This is a genomic window from Loktanella sp. F6476L (genome assembly GCF_023015725.1).
In the GTDB taxonomy this organism is placed as follows: domain Bacteria; phylum Pseudomonadota; class Alphaproteobacteria; order Rhodobacterales; family Rhodobacteraceae; genus Yoonia.
Genome location: NZ_JALKAR010000004.1, coordinates 128,326 through 146,058, shown reverse-complemented (window position 1 = coordinate 146,058; position 17,733 = coordinate 128,326). Strand labels below are relative to the sequence as shown.

The following is a 17,733-nucleotide window of genomic DNA, read 5'->3' as shown; positions in this document are numbered from 1 at the left end:
CGTGTCCTCCCGCACCCTGATTTTAAGGGGTCAACGCATGCGAAAACCTGAAATGCTGTCAGGTTTGCGGATGGGTTTGAAAAGTGCGCCCCCCTCAAATCTGAGGAGGGCGCGAAATCTTAAGCGTTACTGGTAGATACGCTGACGTGTGTCTTCCAGGCGTGCCAGGATGTCATCCAGGTTGTCTGGGAACACCATGAACTCTTGCAGGCCTTCCATGCCGACAGATGCCATTTCCGCATCGAAGTCACGGTCGAAGAACTGCATGATGCCGCCACCAGCGTTGTTGGACAGCATCTCGAAACCTTCTTCGAGGAACTTGTCCGCGTCGATGGAAGAGTTTGCGTTCACAGGCAGCTGACCCAGCGCGTCACCAGAGTTGATCTTGGTCTGGTTTTCCGCAGATGTCACAAAGCGCAAGAATTCTTTCGCCGCTTCCATGTTCTCAGCACCAGCTGGGATGTGGAATGTATCTGTTGGCGCGTCTTCTGCGTAGTCAACGTCTGGGTTGATCACTGGGAACTGGTAGAAGTCCAGTTGATCGTCTGTCAGGCCACCTTCGCGGAATGCTGCGACAGAGAAGTTACCCATCAGGTAAGATGCTGCTTCACCGTTGACCATGAACGGCATGGCTTCTTGCCAGCTGTAGTTCTGGTGGTCGTCGATGAACGCGCCCATGTCGATCAGTTCGCGCCAGTTAGCGAATGTCTGACGTACGCGGTCGTCTGTCCATTCGATTTCACCGGATGCCAGTGCGATATGGAAGTCATAGCCGTTTGTGCGGGAGTTGATGTAGTCGAACCAACCGCCAGCAGTCCACAAGAACTTGGACCCGATTGTGTAGCACTTTACGCCGCTGTCGAGGATTGCCTGACAGTTCGCTTTTTCTTCTTCCCAAGTGGTTGGCTCTTCAAGACCCAAATCTGCGAAGATGTCTTTGCGGTAGTAAACGCCCCACTGGTAGTACGTGTACGGCACGCCCCACTGTTTGTCGTCCAGCGTCATCGCACCTTTGGTGGATGCAAGTGCTGCGAACTCTGGCTCTGCCCAAAGGTCAGAGATGTCTGCGAACAGGCCTGCGTCTACGTATGGCTTCATACGGTTAGCCGCGTACCAGTTCACAACGTCAGGTGAGTTGGCTGTCAGCGCGTTACGGATTTGTGTTTTCCAAGCTTCACGGTCAACGATCGTCAGCTCGATGTTCAGGTCAGGGTGCAGGGCGCCAAAATCAGCGACCATACCTTCCATCACAGCGCGTGGCGCTGGGTTGGACATGTCTGATGTGATTTTCAGATCGCCAGACAGTGCATGACCGTCTGCCATAGCAGCAGTTGCTGCGATGCTAGCAGCTGCGAGTGCTGCAAAGGATGTTTTCATGATGGAACGCATAGTGTCCTCCCTAGGTGCTTCCGTCTTCCATTCCCCACCGAAGTTCCGATATCGGCCTGCCTTGCGGTGGTTTCAATATTTGGAACTAGGTTTTGAATATTGAAACTAAAACGCGACTCGCGTAGTGTTGTCAACAGGTCGAGGCTAGACGTGATCGAATTGCACATCAAACAGGATGCGCATTCATGGCTAGCAGATCATGAAATTAGCGGGCTTTGGGCCGGCACATTCGGGAGGCGAGACAGTCATGGCAGGCGTTACACTAGACAAGGTCATCAAGCGGTATGGCGACGTTCAGGTCATTCACGGCATTGATCTAGAAATCAAAGATGGTGAGTTCTGCGTTTTTGTTGGCCCCTCCGGCTGCGGTAAGTCGACATTGTTGCGGATGGTCGCGGGTCTTGAAGAAACAACCGAAGGTCAGATGCACATCGGTGATCGCGATGTAACTCGGATGGACCCGTCCCAGCGTGGTGTGGCGATGGTTTTCCAAACCTACGCGCTGTATCCGCACATGACGGTCAAAGATAACATGGGCTTTGGCCTGAAGATGAACGGCCATCCCAAAGCCGAAATCGAAGCAAAAGTCGCAGAAGCGACACGTATTCTAAAGCTCGAAGACTATCTGGACCGCAAACCTGCTGCCTTGTCAGGTGGTCAGCGTCAGCGGGTATCTATTGGCCGTGCGATTGTTCGGGGCCCAGAAGTCTTCCTATTCGACGAACCATTGTCCAACCTCGACGCCGAATTGCGTGTTGAAATGCGCGTCGAAATCGCACGTCTGCACAAAGAAATCGGCGCAACGATGATCTACGTGACGCACGATCAGGTTGAAGCGATGACCCTTGCCGACAAGATCGTTGTGCTGCGCAAAGGCGTGATCGAACAGGTTGGCGCACCGATGGATCTGTACCGTGATCCGGACAACAAATTTGTTGCGGGCTTTATCGGATCACCTGCAATGAACTTCTTGAACGGTAAAGTCGTCGACGGCGGCGTCGAAGTCCCTGCATTAGGCATGACGATTCCGGCTGATCTTTCCACCGCTTACAAAGGCCACGACGTGACCGTTGGCTTGCGTCCTGAGCACCTTGAGGTGGACACCGCAGGCAACGCATTGAACGTTGATATGGTCGAAAGCCTTGGTGGTGTTTCATTCGCATACCTTGAGGGTAGCACAGGCGAAAAAATCGTTATCGAACAACGTGGTGACGAACGTGTTTCATCCGGCGAAACTGTCGGGATCACGGTTGATCCATCCCGCCTGTACCTGTTCGATGCGAAGACGGAACAACGCATTCGCAGCTAATCTTAGCATGCAGTTTGAAGGCCGCGCACCGCTGGGTGCGCGGCTTTTTTCATGTCTCGGCTTGCTTTCTAAATCGTTATAGTTTTTGCTGTCGCCAAAGATGGGCGCTGGTGCGCCATCAGTGATTCATGCGGGAGGCATCATGAAAACGATTAAGGGACCGGGGCTGTTTTTGGCTCAATTCGCAGGCGATGCGGCGCCATTTAATACGTGGGGTGGCATTACAAAATGGGCGGCTGATTGCGGTTACAAAGGCGTGCAGGTTCCCAGCTGGGACGCGCGATTCTTTGACCTGAAACAGGCGTCCGAATCAAAGACATATTGTGACGAATGGGCGGGCGAGGCGGCAGCGAATGGCGTCACCGTAACCGAACTATCGACCCATCTGCAGGGCCAATTGGTCGCCGTGAACCCCGCATATGACACCGCATTTGACGCTTTTGCAGCGCCAGAGGTGCAGGGCAACCCCGCTGCACGCCAAGCGTGGGCTGTCGATCAAGTCAAAATGGCGCTGAAGGCGTCCAAGAATCTTGGCCTGACGGAAATGGCGACATTTTCAGGCGCGCTGGCGTGGCCCTACGTGTATCCTTGGCCACAACGTCCGGCGGGTCTCGTTGAAACGGCCTTTGATGAATTGGCGAACCGCTGGCGTCCAATTCTGGACCTCGCGGAAGAATGCGGCGTTGATGTTTGCTATGAAATTCATCCAGGCGAAGACCTGCATGACGGCGTGACGTTTGAGATGTTCCTCGAACGGCTTGGTGGCCATGCCCGCTGCAACATGCTTTACGACCCGTCGCACTACGTTCTGCAGTGCCTTGATTACATCGATAACATCGACATCTACAAAGACCGGATCAAGATGTTCCACGTCAAGGACGCGGAATTCAATCCAACGGGCCGTCAAGGCGTCTATGGCGGCTACCAATCGTGGGTTGATCGGGCAGGTCGGTTCCGCAGCTTGGGCGACGGTCAGGTCGATTTCGGGGCGATCTTCGCCAAAATGGCCGCGAATGATTTCGCGGGCTGGGCCGTTGTCGAATGGGAATGTGCGTTGAAACACCCTGAAGATGGGGCGCGGGAAGGTGCGCAGTTCGTCAAAGATCACATTATTCGCGTGACCGAACATGCTTTTGACGATTTTGCAGGCGGTGCGGTCGATGAAGCGACCAACCGCAAGATGCTTGGCCTGTAAGGAGACATGATCATGAGACCCATTCGTTTAGGTATGGTCGGTGGCGGCAATGACGCGTTCATTGGCGGGGTCCACCGCATCGCGTCACGCATCGACGGACGTTTTCAACTCGTGGCAGGTGCGCTTTCTTCAACGCCCGAAAAATCACAGGCCTCTGGCGCGGCTTTGGGGCTAGCACCTGACCGTGTGTATGACGATTTCAAATCTATGGCGATCCGCGAGGCCCGTTTGAAAGACGGGATCGAAGCGGTCGCAATCGTCACACCGAACCACATGCATTTCGCGCCAACGCGTGAATTCTTGAAACGCGGCATTCATGTGATTTGCGACAAGCCGCTGACATCGACGATGGCGGATGCCAAGAAGATGGCGAAAGTCGTCGAAGACAGCGATGCGCTGTTTGTGCTGACCCATAATTACACAGGCTACCCGCTGATGCGTCAGGCAAAAGCCATGATCGAAAACGGCGATCTAGGCGAGTTGCGGGTCGTGCAGGCGGAATATGCGCAAAGCTGGCTGACGAACAAAGAAGAATTCAAACAGGCCGAATGGCGCGTTGATCCGGCGCGGTCGGGGGCAGGTGGGTCCACTGGTGACATCGGGACACATGCGTTTAACCTGACCGAATTCGTGACGGGCCTGTCTGTCGAAAGCCTTGCCGCTGATTTGTCATCCTTCGTGCCGGGCCGAGAACTAGACGACAACGCCCATGTCATGATGCGTTTTCGTGGTGGGGCAAAGGGGATGTTGTGGTGTTCCCAAGTCGCACCGGGGAACGAAAACGGGCTGACTTTGCGCATTTATGGCGACAAAGGCGGGTTGGAATGGGGGCAGATGAACCCCAACCAATTATGGTTCACACGCCATGGCGAACCTAAGCAATTGCTGACCACGAACGGGGCAGGCGCGCTGGACGCAAACATCCGCATGTCGCGTATCCCCGCAGGCCATCCTGAAGGGTATCTGGAAGGGTTCGCCAATATCTACAGCGAAGCCGCAGATGCAATTGAGGCGCAGCGCGACGGCACCCCGCTTGATCCAGCGGTGACCTATCCGGGTATCAAAGAAGGGATCGCAGGCATGCAGTTCGTCGATGCCTGTGTCCGGTCGTCAAAGCGCGACAGCGCGTGGGTCAAACTGGATCGCTGATCTAACGCGACAAGGCGCGGGCGATATCTTCGGCCAGTTCCAAGATCACTTGGGACTGCGCCTGCGCGACGCCGTTTAGGCCTTCACCCACAAGCGGTGTTGTGTAGGCAAAGCTGCGCGCACGGTTCGGGTAATCAATCCCGTCACCCCCGATAAAGTACTGACCGCGCAGGGTGAAAACCCCGTCATTGCCCGCCAGCATTTCTTCGACGCGGACCTCAATGGCCACATCAGGGATGCCCGCGAACGGCCACGGATCGGGGCCGATTGTTGCCGTCAGAATGTCGTTCAGGTGACGCGTGATGGTCAGCGTAGCGGCCCGTTCAGGCTCATCAGCCCAAAGAAATGCGCCATCGGTGGTGATCAAACCCTCAGGGCTTTCGATGGAGATTTCTTCGGCTGCCGCATAGCTTGGCAGGGAAACGGTCCGCACAATGGCGGAACTGACATTGGCCCGCAGATCCAACGTAGAATTCAACGGTGTCATCTCGACCCGATTGGTCGGGCCGGAACAGGCGGCCAGCGCGGTAAGGGCAACGGTCAAAAGAAGTGGTTTAAACATATTATCGCCCTGTCAGAAGTGATGATGGGTTGCGTTGAATGGCCCGTGCAAGGGACGTGACCGCATCGGCGGCGGCCTGAATATCGCGTAAGGTGGCGGCTGTGTCGCTCGAGAACCGCGATTGTTCCCCATAGGCGTTTGCCACCGCGCTGATCGTATTGACCAAACGCGCCGTTTCGGAAGACAGCGCAGGCAGACCGCGTGCCGCCGTATCAATGGAATTCGCGGCGTCCGCGGCAGCCGCAAGGGCGGCATTCACGTTTTCAAGCGCCCCACCTTCGCGGACGGTCGCGAGGAAGACGTTCATTTCGTCCAAAGCGCCTGTCAACGCAGCCGGTAGTTCGTTTGCGCCATCGCTCAGCAGGATCGTATCAATGGCGTTTAAGGTCTGGGTTGCTTGGGTCACAAGCGCTTCGATTTCCACGCTGTTTGCTTTGACCGTCAGCTGTTCGATCTGTTCGGTGATGGCCGGCAAGTTCGCCGTTGCGGTTTCCAGCTGTGTAATCAGGTTAGTCGCCCGTTCGGCAAGTTCCGGCAGGCTTTCCACGCTGGTAGAAATGGCGCGGGCTGCGTTGCTTGTGTCTGCCAGTGCGGTGGTCAGGTTATCAACGGCACCGCCTTCGCGTACATCTGTCACCAAGCCGCGAATTTCATCGATTGCGACTGCGACTGTGGCCGGGATTTCGGTGGTTGCTTCATCCACTAGGATTGCGTCGATGTTGGCCAACGTCTGATTGGCTTGGGCTAGCAATGCTTCGACTTCCAGCGCGTTGGCTTTGGTCGCCAATGCTTCGATTTCGGCAATGATTGACGGTAAAGCCTCGGACGCGGTGCCGATGGTGGCGACCGTTTCATTGGCAGTGGCGAGCGTTTCAGACAACGATCCGACGAGGTTTGCCTCGGTCGCACTTGCGACGATGGCCGAAATTTCGGCGACCACGTCTTGGATACCATCAAGTGATGTTTGCAACGTATCTGGTGCGCCTTGAATGCCGTCTGATGCGATGACCGTGCTGATGTCAGCCAAGATGGTGCGCAATTCCGCAGGGGCCGCTTTCAAATCGCCGTCGGTAGCAAGCGCTTCGATGCTGGCCATCAGATCGACCGCGCCTTGCATCAATTCTTCAATCGGCAATTCGTTGATGCGTTCCATCACACCTTCGGCGGTGGCTGCGACGTCTGAAACTTCAGACGCGGTTGTTGGAATGATCGGGAACGGTTCGCGGTCCGGATCAAGGAAAAACAGATCGGCATTTTCGACGTCAACCAGTTCGATGTCCAGCGCGCCCGTCAGGATGTTTCCTGTCACCAAACGCGCCCGCATCCCTTGGGCCACGAAGCTGGCAAGGATGACCATGGCGTCATCGTCAGATGTTTCGTCTGAAATCCCAAGTCGTGACGGGGACAAATCGAGCGTGGTCCGCAAACGGACCCGTTTATTGCCATTATCATCGACAACAATGGCATTGATCGCGGCCACTTCGCCGACGTTAACGCCTTGGTATTTTACCGCAGAGCCCTGACGCAGACCGTTGACCGTTTCGTCAAACAGGATACCAACGGTCAATGTGTTACGGTCGGGACGCTCAAACAGGCTTTCGCGGGCGGCCTGTTCATCGTCAAACACATCAAAGATGTCGGGACCACGGGATTCACCCAGCGGGCGTCCGCCAGACACAACCGTATCGAATGCAATGCCGCCTTCGATCAGCGACGCGATGCTATCGACATCAAGGTTCAGACCGGATGCACCTACAGACACTGAGAAACCGGACGTGTCCCAGAACCGTGTGTTGGTTGTGACAAGCCGCGCAAATTCTTCTTCAATAAAGGCCGACACGATCACGCCATTGCCCGTCGGGTCCAGCACGGGTTCATCAAGGAAACCTACCTGCAATCCTTTGTGCAGGATCGGCGCGCCTTGGGCCAAGGACGCACCGTTCGGGGCCCGCAAGATAATTTCTGACCCAGCGTCGTTCGTGGCTAACAACGGCGGGTTTTCAAGACCGATGAATTCGGACTGCGCAACGTCTGCTTCGGTGTCCCATTTGCCGGCGATATAGGCGCCAGACAGAACAGTATCGAGCCCGGACACACCGCGCAGCGTCACATCAGGCCGGACAACCCAAAAGATTGCATCGTCATCAAGATAAGGCGCGATTTCTTTGTCCACACGCACGTCAACCAACACGACCTCTAGATCATCCGAAAAGGTGACCTTTTCGACAAGGCCCACGTCAATATCGCGATACTTCAGGTAGGTTTCTTTGCTGATGCCTGATCCGTTTTCGAACGCAATCTCGATCAGGACGCCCCGATCTTGGTAGGTGGACCACGCCACGCTTAGGATCACTGCAAGGGCCACCAAAGGCACAAGCCAAATCCAACTGATGCGCCGTGTTTTACGTGGCTCTGGTTCGCGCACATCAAGCGGCGCGGGGGACGGTGTCGTGGTCATGTGGCGGCAGCCCTATCTGCGTCCCAAATGAGACGTGGGTCAAAGCTTTGAGCGGAAAGCATGGTAAATACAACAGACAAAGCAAAGCTAATAGCGGCAATGCCCGGATTAATTGAGGCCAAAGTATCAAGCTGAACCAGGGCCGAAAGAATTGCGACCACGAAGACGTCGATCATGGACCAACGGCCAATGAATTCGACTGCATCGAACAGTTTGTGGCGTTGGTGCATATTCAAGTTGGATTTCTTCTGCACACTGATGGCGAGGTATCCAATGGCAAAGAATTTTCCCAACGGGATGACGATGGACGCGACAAAAACAATCGCGGCAATCCCGTAAGACCCGTAATGCATCAGATCAATGACACCCCCCAAGATCGTACTGCTGGTTTCGTCGCCCAACTGGCGCGTGATCAACATCGGATAAATATTAGCGGGAATGAACAAGATGATCCCCGCCACCATCCAAGCCCACACTTTCTGTAGGCTATCCGGCGACCTGCTGTGCAACGTCGCGTGGCAACGGGGGCATTCGAACGCATGTATTTCCTGCACCTGACCGCAACGGCGACAGGCGACCAGACCAGCCTCGCGGGCGGTGATCAAGCCTTCGATGTGTCCAGTGCCCGCCATATAGAATACCTACAAATCAACGTGTCTTGAAAGAATGTCAGGACAACCAAAACAGTGAATGCCCAGAACGCAGGTCCAAACGTAATAGACGCAATACCGGCGACTTTCACCAGCGCAACCGCGACCCCAACGATAAAGATTTCCGCCATTGACCATGGGCGTAATGTTTCGGACAGCCCGAAGGACCGACGGGCCAGTAAAGAAGGCGTCGTTCCCGCAACAAGAGGTGTGACAGCCATAATGATTGCGCCCAGCCGGATCAGTGGCAGAAAGATGATAAACGCCGCCACAGCCGCTGCTAAGGGTAGGGTGAATGTATCAGAAAACGCCATCACAGCGCCCAGCACAGATGTGCTGTTGGTCTGACCTGCGGCCGACAAATTCAGGAACGGAAAGCTGATCGCCGCAACCATCAGCAGGAACGATGTGATCGATAAGGCCAAGACGCTCACAATCGCAGTCGCGCGTTCGGTTTTCAGCACGACACCACAGCGCACGCAATGCGCCTGCGCACCTTCAGCCAGTGCAGCATTGGTATGGAGCGTATCGCAATGAGGGCAGGCGATCAGATCTTCGAGCGGCGGCACGGATGGCAGTCCTTTGGCAGCGGTTTCACCTAGTATATGGTGCCTGACAGCCGGTTACTATGACAATTCATAGCGTTATTTCGCAGGTAAGCGCTTTTTCGATGATCCGTTTTGCGTTTGGAATGTCGTTGCTTTCCGCCCGTCTTGTTGCTGCGGCACGAGACAAATTCTGGTTTAGCCAGCGCTGGATCAATCGGCCTCGCAATTCGTCCATCGGAACGTCCAGCCTGACGGTTAAATCCCAAAGTGAGGTGATATCGTTCCACGGGTCTTCATCAAACATCAGGTAATTGCCTTCAGCGATGATAACCGGCACGTCGCTTGGAATGTGAACAGCACCTGCAATCGACAGATCACGATTGCGGTCAAAGATGGGGGCGATTACATCCATTTTGGCATGCAATCTTTTGATCATAATCAGAAAACCTTCGCCATCGAAAGTCTCGGGTGCGCCTTTTTTAGGCAAAAGCCCACGGTCTTCTAGGATGGCGTTATCTAGATGAAAGCCGTCCATCGGCACGACCAAACTGCGGCACTTCTGGGCGTTTAGAACGCGTGCGACTTCTTCCGCGAGCGTGGATTTACCGCTGCCGGGTGCGCCTGCCATGGCCACGAGAACGCGGTCACGCGTCGCGCGCAATTGGTGAATTTTGTCTGCTAAGATGCTGACCTGCTGGGATATATTCTTCAATGGACTCGCCTGTTTTCTCTGAGTGTAAGGCCACTCCTTTCACGGGCAAACCTTTACTTTCGTGATTGTGCGGAAAAACGGATCAGGGTATCGGCGGATGATTGAGCTTTGGTTCGTAAGTCACTGTTTTTGTGTGGTTAAGCTGGAAGCGCATCTTCAAGTGGAAAAGCGCCGAACATTGCCCTAGGTATAGGGTGATAAACCGGAGAACGCTTTGCAAAACCTGCTCAAAATCTGGCGCACCGCCTATGATGTCTGGACCGAAGCGGGGACGCGTCATATCGGATTGATTGCAGCTGGTGTGGCATTTTTCGGAATGTTTGGTGTGTTTCCGGGGATCGCGGCTGTTATTGCGGTCTTTGGTTTGGTTGCTGATCCCGTGGTCGTGTCTGACCAGTTGGAATTGATGCGCGACGTCATCCCGCAAGAAGCATACGGAATTTTCGAAGCGCAGATCAAAAGCCTGCTGAGCGCCCGATCCGAAACGTTGGGGTGGACGACGCTTGTCTCTATTGTGCTTGCGCTTTGGTCATCGCGCGCCGCTGTTGGTGCTTTGATGAGCGGGATCAACGCGATTGAGGCCGCACCGCAGCGGGGCGGGGTGCGGCAAATGTTGGTCGCACTACTATTGACCGCATCTCTTGTTTTGCTGGCGACGGTTGCATTGATGTCTGTCGTCGTGTTGCCGGTGATCTTGGCGTTTATCCCGTTGCCTGTTTCGACGACCATGTTGCTGGAAGGGGTGCGTTGGCTGATCGCATTGGCCGTTCTGTTTTCGGGACTAAGCATTTTGTACAGGTACGGACCCAATATGAAGCCGCATCGCAGGCCGTGGATCACCTTGGGGGCGGCGATTGTTGTGGTGGTTTGGATCGGCGCGTCGGCTGGACTGTCGTACTACTTAACCAACTTCGCGAGCTACAATGAGGTCTACGGATCAATCGGCGCTGTCATCGGTATGTTGCTTTGGCTCTATATCGGTGCCTACCTGATTTTATGGGGCGCGATCATCAATGCGAAACTATATTACATAGAAACACCAGCAAACGAAGGCGATGGGCCGTCAGAGCAGTTGCTTTAGCAATTTCTCGGAATAGTGGTAATCATGCCGCACGTTCTCCGAATCGGGCAAAAGTATGTCATTTTCCCCCTAGATTTGGTGAATCTCACCCGCTAACGTCCCCGTAATCAAAATAAGCGTGTCCCGTTAGATGGCCATGCACGAGGCGGAGTAGAGTTATTATGTCAGCGATTGATTTCGTTGTCCGCGGTGACGCGGGCGTTACACAACGTGGGTCCCTTGGTGGGGCTGACGGCACATCCATTGTTGCGGGTGCGGGCCAAGACGTCTCGTTAAACCTCAGCCGTGGGGATATCCTTTCATACGTACGTCAAGGACAGGCGCTGCAGGTTACGCTTGTAGATGGCACTGTATTGACGGTTGAGGGCTTCTTTACGCCAGAAGGTGAAGCCATTGCGGACCTGTTCATCTCAGCGAACGGTACATTGGCGCAGGCTGAATTGGTCGCGGGCGAGGGCAACTTGTTGTTCGCGCAATACGTTGACGCCGACAGCTTCGGTAAGTGGAGCCCTGACGACGATCTTTACTTTGTGCGCGGCTCAGACGTGCAGCTTGCAGGTGTCGTGCCTGCGGATGAAGCAGCGGCAAGCCAGCTTGGCGGCGCGTTGCTTGGCGGTATTGCTGGCATCCCAGCACTTGGTGCTGGTGCGGCAGCACTTGGTGGTTCGCTTTTGCTGGCGGGTGCCGGTGGCGGCGACGATGGCGGTGACGGTGATGTTGCTGGTGACGGCGATACGGGCGGTGATCCAGATCCAACGGATCCTACCGACCCAACTGATCCGACGGACCCAACCGATCCTACTGATCCAACCGACCCAGTTGATCCGGTCGATCCGGTTATCGATCCGCCAGTCGTAACAATCTCTGATGGTACGGAAAGCGTTGGCCACACCGTAAACGCCGAAGATTACGCAGATGGCGTGACAATCGGTGGCACTGGTACGCCAAACACATCCGGCACAATTACAGTCGGCGATGTGACGCAAGACATCACAACTGATGAGAACGGCGACTGGACTGCGGAATTCACGCAGGACGAAGTTGCTGGCGGCGAATACCAAGAAGACGTGACTGTGACGTTGACCAACGAAGGTGGCTCAACAACATCCACGGATGTTCTGGTTGTCGACACAATCGCAAGCGTCACAATTGAAACAAGCACTGTTGAAGGCAACGGCGAAATCAACTTCGTCGAAGAATCCGACGGCTTTACGCTGACAGGGACTGTTGAAGAAAACTCAACCGTGACTGTGTCCTTCGGTGGCAACACATATGACGCAGTCGTATCTGGGTCGTCATGGTCCTTGGCGGTTGACGCTGGTGTGATAGCGCAGGGCGAATATGACCTGAACGTTTCCGTCAACGCGACAGACGCTTACGGCAACACAGCATCTACGTCCGGTACTGTTGCGATTGATACAGTAACAGACGTGACTGTTGATACATCAGCGGTTGGCGGTGCCGATAACACTGTGAACGCAGCCGAGCACCCAAGTGGTGTTGAATTGACTGGTCTGGCCGAAGCGGGCGCATCCGTTGTGGTCACGTTGGGCACAGTATCCCACACTGTAACTGCAACATCATCCGGTACTTGGACGTCTGTCTTCACAAGCAGCGAAGTGCCAACTGGTGAACTTTCACTGAACGTGACTGCGGTTTCGACTGACCTTGCTGGCAACACAGCTACGGCTACTGGTACAGTGACGATCGACACTGAAATCGACGTGACTGTGACTGAAAACGCAGGCGGCGCGGACAGCGTTGTAAATGGAGATGAGCGTAGCGATAGCTTCTCCTTCTCTGGTCAAACAGATGCAGGCGCACAGGTTTCCGTTGTCTTTGAAGGGCAAACGCAGATCGTGACAGCCGGCGCTGACGGGTCTTGGACTGCAAGCTATACAGGTGTGAACCTGCCAGACGATTCAGAAGGCACTGCGCAAGTCACTGTGACTGCAACAGATGCGGCTGGTAACTCTGACTCAGCGACCACAACTGTGGCCTACGACACATGGGTGAACGAACTTGATTTTGCAGACGGCGCGATTGAAGGTGACAACGTCATCAACAATGCCGAAGCAGCTGACGGTGTGACGCTGAACGGTGTGGTTGAAGCTGGTTCAACCGTGATGGTTGCTTTCGGTAGCGTATCTCAGGCAGCGACAGTGAACAGCGCAGGCGCTTGGACGGTTGAGTTTACAGCCGCACAAATGGCGACAATCGCTGCAGGCCAAGCTGATGACTTTGAAGCAAACATCGTTGTCACAGCGACAGACGCGGCGGGTAACGTCGACTCTATCACTGAAACAGTGACAGTCGATCTGGTTGCACCTGATGCAGCGGACGTTGTCGCAGTAACAACTTCCGAAGCTGGTGTGATTGCATCAATCCTGACTGAAGGCGACGCAAGCACAAGCTTCGATCAGTTTGTGAATGGTGCTGATGACGCTCAGGCAATCAACTTGACGGCAACAGGCCCACAGTACTTCAGCTTTGATGCTGGCGATACGGTTCCTGATGGGTCTCACCTGTTGGTCACGAACAGCGATGCGGCTGGTAACTCTACCTCCACATTGGTTGTTCTGCAGGATACGGCATCGCTTGACTTGTCTTCCGGTGCTTTGGGTGACTTCAATGTCGCTGAAATCAACCTTGAGACAACAAACGGTGTGAACCTTGAAATCACTGCCGATCAGCTGCGTGCCCTGTCTGCGGACAGCGATAGCCTGATCATCCACGGTGATGACAACGACAGCGTCACAATGGCTGAACTCAACGGTGTTGCAGCGTCTGGTACCGAAACAATCGACGGTCAGACATACAGCGTCTACGAACTGGGTGACGATACAAGCCTCGTCATTGACGACGCAATCGCGCTGAACCCAGTCGTCTAAGCCGACAACGACAAGATCAATCCCGAGGGCGGCGACAAAAGATCGCCCCGGGATACCCCCTCAAAGATCACGCAAAGTTGGTCAAGGGTTTAGGGCAAGTTTTGGCAGGTAGTGGGGCAGGCACGTGTATGGCTGGTGTAATCTAAAAAGTGTTTTGATGCTGACATGTGTCGCAAGTCTATCCGCGTGTATGGATGGCAGTGCAGGTGTCACAAGGGCGTCCAACACATTCGCGGCAGATGGCGATGGCGCCGTTCAAACCGCACCGCAGGCAGCACTTGATGCGAACCTGCAAGACGGGACACAATCCCCGATCATCGAAGGTCTTCTGAACCGCCGCTCGGTCTTAGGCAATGGGTCCTATGATCAAGTGGCTGATGCTGTTTTGGCGGCTAACTCTCGTGCGGCTGAGGCTGATCTGCGCGCCGCGACTTTGCGGTCCGAGGCGCGTGCATCAAACTGGCTGCCGACCCTTGGTCCAAACGTATCGCTGACATCGCTCGGCACTGTTGTGACCCAATTGGTGGTCGAGCAGGTGTTGTTTGATAACGGCAAGAAACGCGCTGAACGTGAATACGCCCAAGCCGACGTCGAAGTTGCAGCCGTGGCATTGGCCCAAGACACCAACGACCGTGTCATGACGGCGCTGGGTCTGTACCTGAATGCTGAAGCCGCTAAAGCCAAGGCAGGCGTGAACGCCGCTGCCATGCAGCAGATGGAACGCTACGAATATGTGATGTCTGAACGGGTCCGCGGTGGGGTGTCCTCCCGCGTTGATCACCAGATCGTCCAACAGAAATTGAACCAGATGCAGGCCGATATGGCGTCCGACCGTGAAGCGGCGGCCTCTGCGTTTGCGGAACTGAATGCAATGTCAGCAGCACCATTGGACGGTGTGTCTGGCATTTCCAGCATTGGTCAGCCCGGTCCCGGCGCTGAACCTTTAACTGTCATGAAGGCCAAAGCAGAAGCGCAACGCGCTGTTGCTGAGGCCACAGCGGCCCGTGCGGGATTCCTCCCGTCTCTCACGGCGTCCGCTGGAATTGGCTCAGGCGGCAGTGATGGCGGCCTGAATTTGGGATCCGACAACGGATTTGGCTTCGGCACAGGCGCGTCATTGGAAGCTTTGGAAGCGTCGCAAGCCGCTGCTGCTGCGCGTGTTGGTCAGGTGCGTGAAAACGCGAACCGGTCTTTGCAGTCACTGCAAACCGAACTTGCATCCTTGCGCCGCCAAGAAGCCCAAGCCCAGTCGCTTGCCGCTCAAGCGGCCAGCAACTTTACACTCTTTTCCGAACAACAGCGGTCCGGTCATCGGTCAGTCCCCGAAGTTGTCGGTATTTTTGAAACCAAGGTCCGCACGGAACGCGAAGCGGTGGCCCTGAAATATGACATCGCCCGCACAGAGCTGGAAATCGCAGCCCTGATGGGATCCTTGGTGAACGGAGAACAAATATGAGCGGTCCTATTCTTGCATTCGACATGAACGCATCCCGTGGGGCCAAGCTGACAAGGATCAAACCAAAGCAGGTTCCCGCCGACGAAGCGATTGATGGCGGCCAACCGGTCACGCCGAAAGTTGCGGCACCACATCCGGACAAGGCCGAACATGCAGCCCCGGAAAAGATGGACCTGCCAAAGCCGGACGTCGTTGAAACCGCCAAAGAACTGGCGGCACCTGCGGCGTTGTACACAGATGCAGCAGCGGAACGGGCAAATCTTGCGTCCGCTTATGCAGCTGTGCTGGGTGTTGATCTGCCGAAGACTGACATGCTGGAACGGATCACGGCTGCAGGCGGTGGTGATTTGACTGGTGCTGAAATCGCCAAAGCGCTCGAAGGCGCAGGTCTTGTCGCAAAGGTCAAACCTGCGCAAGTGGACCGTGTTTCTTGGCCTGCGTTGGCCGAAATGACCAACGGCGAACTGGTTCTGGTTCTGGAACAAGTCGCTGATACGATTATTGTTTACGACGCGGCATCCGCGGATAACCGGACCGAAGTCGACGTTTTGGATTTCACGCCTGTCTTTACAGGCAACGTGATCCGCGCTGATGTGGCTGTGACCGAATTGAACCGCCGCCACGCCAATGAAGGCCAGAAAGAACATTGGTTCTGGGGTGAAGTCAAAAAGCTGCGCCGCATCATGTTCGAAGTGGCTTTGGGGTCGTTTGTCGCGAACCTGTTGGCGGTCGCAGTCGCGCTGTTTTCCTTGCAAGTTTACGACCGCGTGATCCCGCACCAGTCCACCGCGACCCTGTGGGTTCTGGCGATTGGTGCCGGTTGTGCGATGTTGCTTGAGGCGTTCCTGCGGATCGCCCGCGCCCGTCTCATGGACGGGGCAGGGCGCAAGGTTGAACTGCGCATTCAGACGCTGTTGATGGACAAACTGCTCGGCATGCAGGCCGGCCTGAAAGGCCAGACACCATCTGGCACCTTCGCGGCGGTCCGAGAATTTTCGTCGATTCGTGAATTCTTTACAGCGTCCACTATTGGTACACTGACTGACCTGCCATTCATCGTGCTCTTTCTTGCGCTTGTGGCGTCCATCGGCGGCAACGTTGTGTGGGTTCTGTTCGCGGGTGGCATCCTGATGGTGCTGCCGTCGTTCTTTATGCAAAAGAAGATGATGAAGCTGACGATGGCCACACAGGGCGCGTCGACCAAGGCATCGCGTCTGTTGCACGAAGCGATCTACGACGCCGACACGATCAAAGCCCAACGCGGCGAAGAACGTTTCCGTCGTCTTTGGGGTGAATTTTCGGCCCTGTCGTCATTGGCAACATCCGAGCAGCGCAAACTGTCCAGCACCCTGACATTCTGGAGCCAAGGCGTACAGCAGGCGACCTATGTGTCCGCCGTTGTTGTCGGCACGTTCATGGTGTTCCAGGGCCAGTTCACTGTCGGGACAATTATCGCCGTGGGTATCCTGACATCGCGGACATTGGGTCCATTGACGCAGTTGGCCGCAACATTGGCCCGCTGGTCGAACGTCAAAGCCGCACTCGAGGCATTGGACGGGATCGCAGAAGCCCCACAAGACGTCGAAGAAGGCCGCACATACCTGCGTAAGGAAACATTGAAAGGCGGCTACGAGCTGCGTGAAATGTCCTACACGTACGACGAAGACGCGGCCAACACGATTGATATCCCAGCACTTTCCATCAAACCGGGCCAGCACGTTGCGATCCTTGGGGCCAACGGGTCCGGTAAATCGACGTTGCTGAAAGTTCTGTCTGGTCTGCACCGCCCATCCAAAGGCCGTGTTCTGATCGACGGCGTGGACATGGGGCAAGTCATGGCGCGTGATCTGCGTCGCAGTGTTGGTTACCTGTCACAGGAAGTACGTCTGTTCGCGGGCACATTGCGCGAGAACCTGAACCTGACCTTGCTAGAACGCGACGACGAACGCCTGCTGGCATCGCTTGATTTTGCTGGTCTCGGCCCGTTTGTGCGTAACCACCCCAAAGGGCTTGATCTGGAAATCCGTGATGGTGGTGAAGGTCTGTCGATCGGTCAGCGTCAGTCGATCGGTTGGGCACGTCTGTGGCTGCAAGACCCGAAGGTCTGTCTACTGGATGAACCAACAGCCGCGCTTGATCAGACGCTTGAAGCCACTTTGGTGGACCGCCTGCACGCATGGCTTGACGGTCGCACAGCGATTATCGCGACACACCGTGTGCCGATCCTCGCCCTGACAGACCGTACTATGATCCTGCAAAACGGACGTTTGATGGTCGATGGGCCACGTGATGAGGTGCTCGCGCATCTCCAAAAAGAAAAGAAGGCAGGGTAA

General features: G+C 55.4%; 13 protein-coding genes. 7 read left to right on the top strand and 6 right to left on the bottom strand.

Annotation, left to right across the window (positions count from 1 at the left end; genetic code table 11):
- Positions 1-126: 126 nt before the first annotated feature.
- Positions 127-1,389 carry an ABC transporter substrate-binding protein gene (locus tag MWU61_RS10280; protein WP_247128279.1) on the bottom strand — a complete coding sequence of 421 codons (1,263 nt, stop codon included), beginning with the start codon at positions 1,387-1,389 and terminating at the stop codon, positions 127-129.
- Positions 1,390-1,636: 247 nt separating this feature from the next.
- Between MWU61_RS10280 and ugpC the strand changes: the two genes are divergently transcribed.
- The 3 genes from ugpC to MWU61_RS10265 all read left to right on the top strand — a co-directional run bounded on the left by ugpC (position 1,637) and on the right by MWU61_RS10265 (position 5,042).
- A complete protein-coding gene (gene ugpC / locus MWU61_RS10275; protein ID WP_247128278.1) occupies positions 1,637-2,698 on the top strand; it encodes a sn-glycerol-3-phosphate ABC transporter ATP-binding protein UgpC in 1,062 nt (353 codons plus the stop codon).
- 142 nt (positions 2,699-2,840) lie between these two features.
- Positions 2,841-3,893, top strand: coding sequence for a sugar phosphate isomerase/epimerase (locus tag MWU61_RS10270; RefSeq protein WP_247128277.1), 1,053 nt, complete (start codon positions 2,841-2,843; stop codon positions 3,891-3,893).
- A gap of 12 nt (positions 3,894-3,905) precedes the next feature.
- Positions 3,906-5,042, top strand: a complete 1,137-nt coding sequence (locus MWU61_RS10265; RefSeq protein WP_247128276.1) for a Gfo/Idh/MocA family oxidoreductase — start codon at positions 3,906-3,908, stop codon at positions 5,040-5,042.
- A 1-nt stretch (position 5,043) separates the two neighbouring features.
- Here the strand turns inward: MWU61_RS10265 and MWU61_RS10260 are convergent, their stop codons facing one another.
- From MWU61_RS10260 to MWU61_RS10240, 5 genes are all read right to left on the bottom strand, one after another.
- On the bottom strand, positions 5,044-5,604 hold the full coding sequence (locus MWU61_RS10260) for an ABC-type transport auxiliary lipoprotein family protein (protein ID WP_247128275.1): 561 nt from the start codon (positions 5,602-5,604) through the stop codon (positions 5,044-5,046).
- A 1-nt stretch (position 5,605) separates the two neighbouring features.
- Positions 5,606-8,062: an MlaD family protein gene (locus MWU61_RS10255; protein ID WP_247128274.1), complete on the bottom strand. Its 2,457-nt coding sequence runs from the start codon at positions 8,060-8,062 to the stop codon at positions 5,606-5,608.
- Positions 8,059-8,694: a paraquat-inducible protein A gene (locus MWU61_RS10250; protein ID WP_247128273.1), complete on the bottom strand. Its 636-nt coding sequence runs from the start codon at positions 8,692-8,694 to the stop codon at positions 8,059-8,061. Before MWU61_RS10250 ends, MWU61_RS10255 begins: the two co-directional genes overlap by 4 nt.
- Positions 8,664-9,281: a paraquat-inducible protein A gene (locus tag MWU61_RS10245; protein WP_247128272.1), complete on the bottom strand. Its 618-nt coding sequence runs from the start codon at positions 9,279-9,281 to the stop codon at positions 8,664-8,666. The genes MWU61_RS10250 and MWU61_RS10245 overlap by 31 nt, the downstream gene beginning before the upstream one ends.
- A gap of 67 nt (positions 9,282-9,348) precedes the next feature.
- Positions 9,349-9,963, bottom strand: coding sequence for a sugar transporter (locus MWU61_RS10240; protein WP_247128418.1), 615 nt, complete (start codon positions 9,961-9,963; stop codon positions 9,349-9,351).
- A 223-nt stretch (positions 9,964-10,186) separates the two neighbouring features.
- Here MWU61_RS10240 and MWU61_RS10235 point away from each other — a divergent pair, with 223 nt between their 5' ends.
- The 4 genes from MWU61_RS10235 (at position 10,187) to MWU61_RS10220 (ending at position 17,733) form a co-directional block, all read left to right on the top strand.
- Positions 10,187-11,053 carry a YihY/virulence factor BrkB family protein gene (locus tag MWU61_RS10235; protein ID WP_247128271.1) on the top strand — a complete coding sequence of 289 codons (867 nt, stop codon included), beginning with the start codon at positions 10,187-10,189 and terminating at the stop codon, positions 11,051-11,053.
- A gap of 161 nt (positions 11,054-11,214) precedes the next feature.
- Entirely contained in the window at positions 11,215-13,944 is a 2,730-nt protein-coding gene (locus MWU61_RS10230) for a hypothetical protein (RefSeq protein WP_247128270.1), read from the top strand.
- Positions 13,945-14,101: 157 nt separating this feature from the next.
- Positions 14,102-15,400, top strand: a complete 1,299-nt coding sequence (locus MWU61_RS10225; RefSeq protein WP_247128269.1) for a TolC family protein — start codon at positions 14,102-14,104, stop codon at positions 15,398-15,400.
- Positions 15,397-17,733 (top strand): ATP-binding cassette domain-containing protein, encoded by a 2,337-nt coding sequence (locus MWU61_RS10220; RefSeq protein WP_247128268.1) that lies wholly within the window; start codon positions 15,397-15,399, stop codon positions 17,731-17,733. The genes MWU61_RS10225 and MWU61_RS10220 overlap by 4 nt, the downstream gene beginning before the upstream one ends.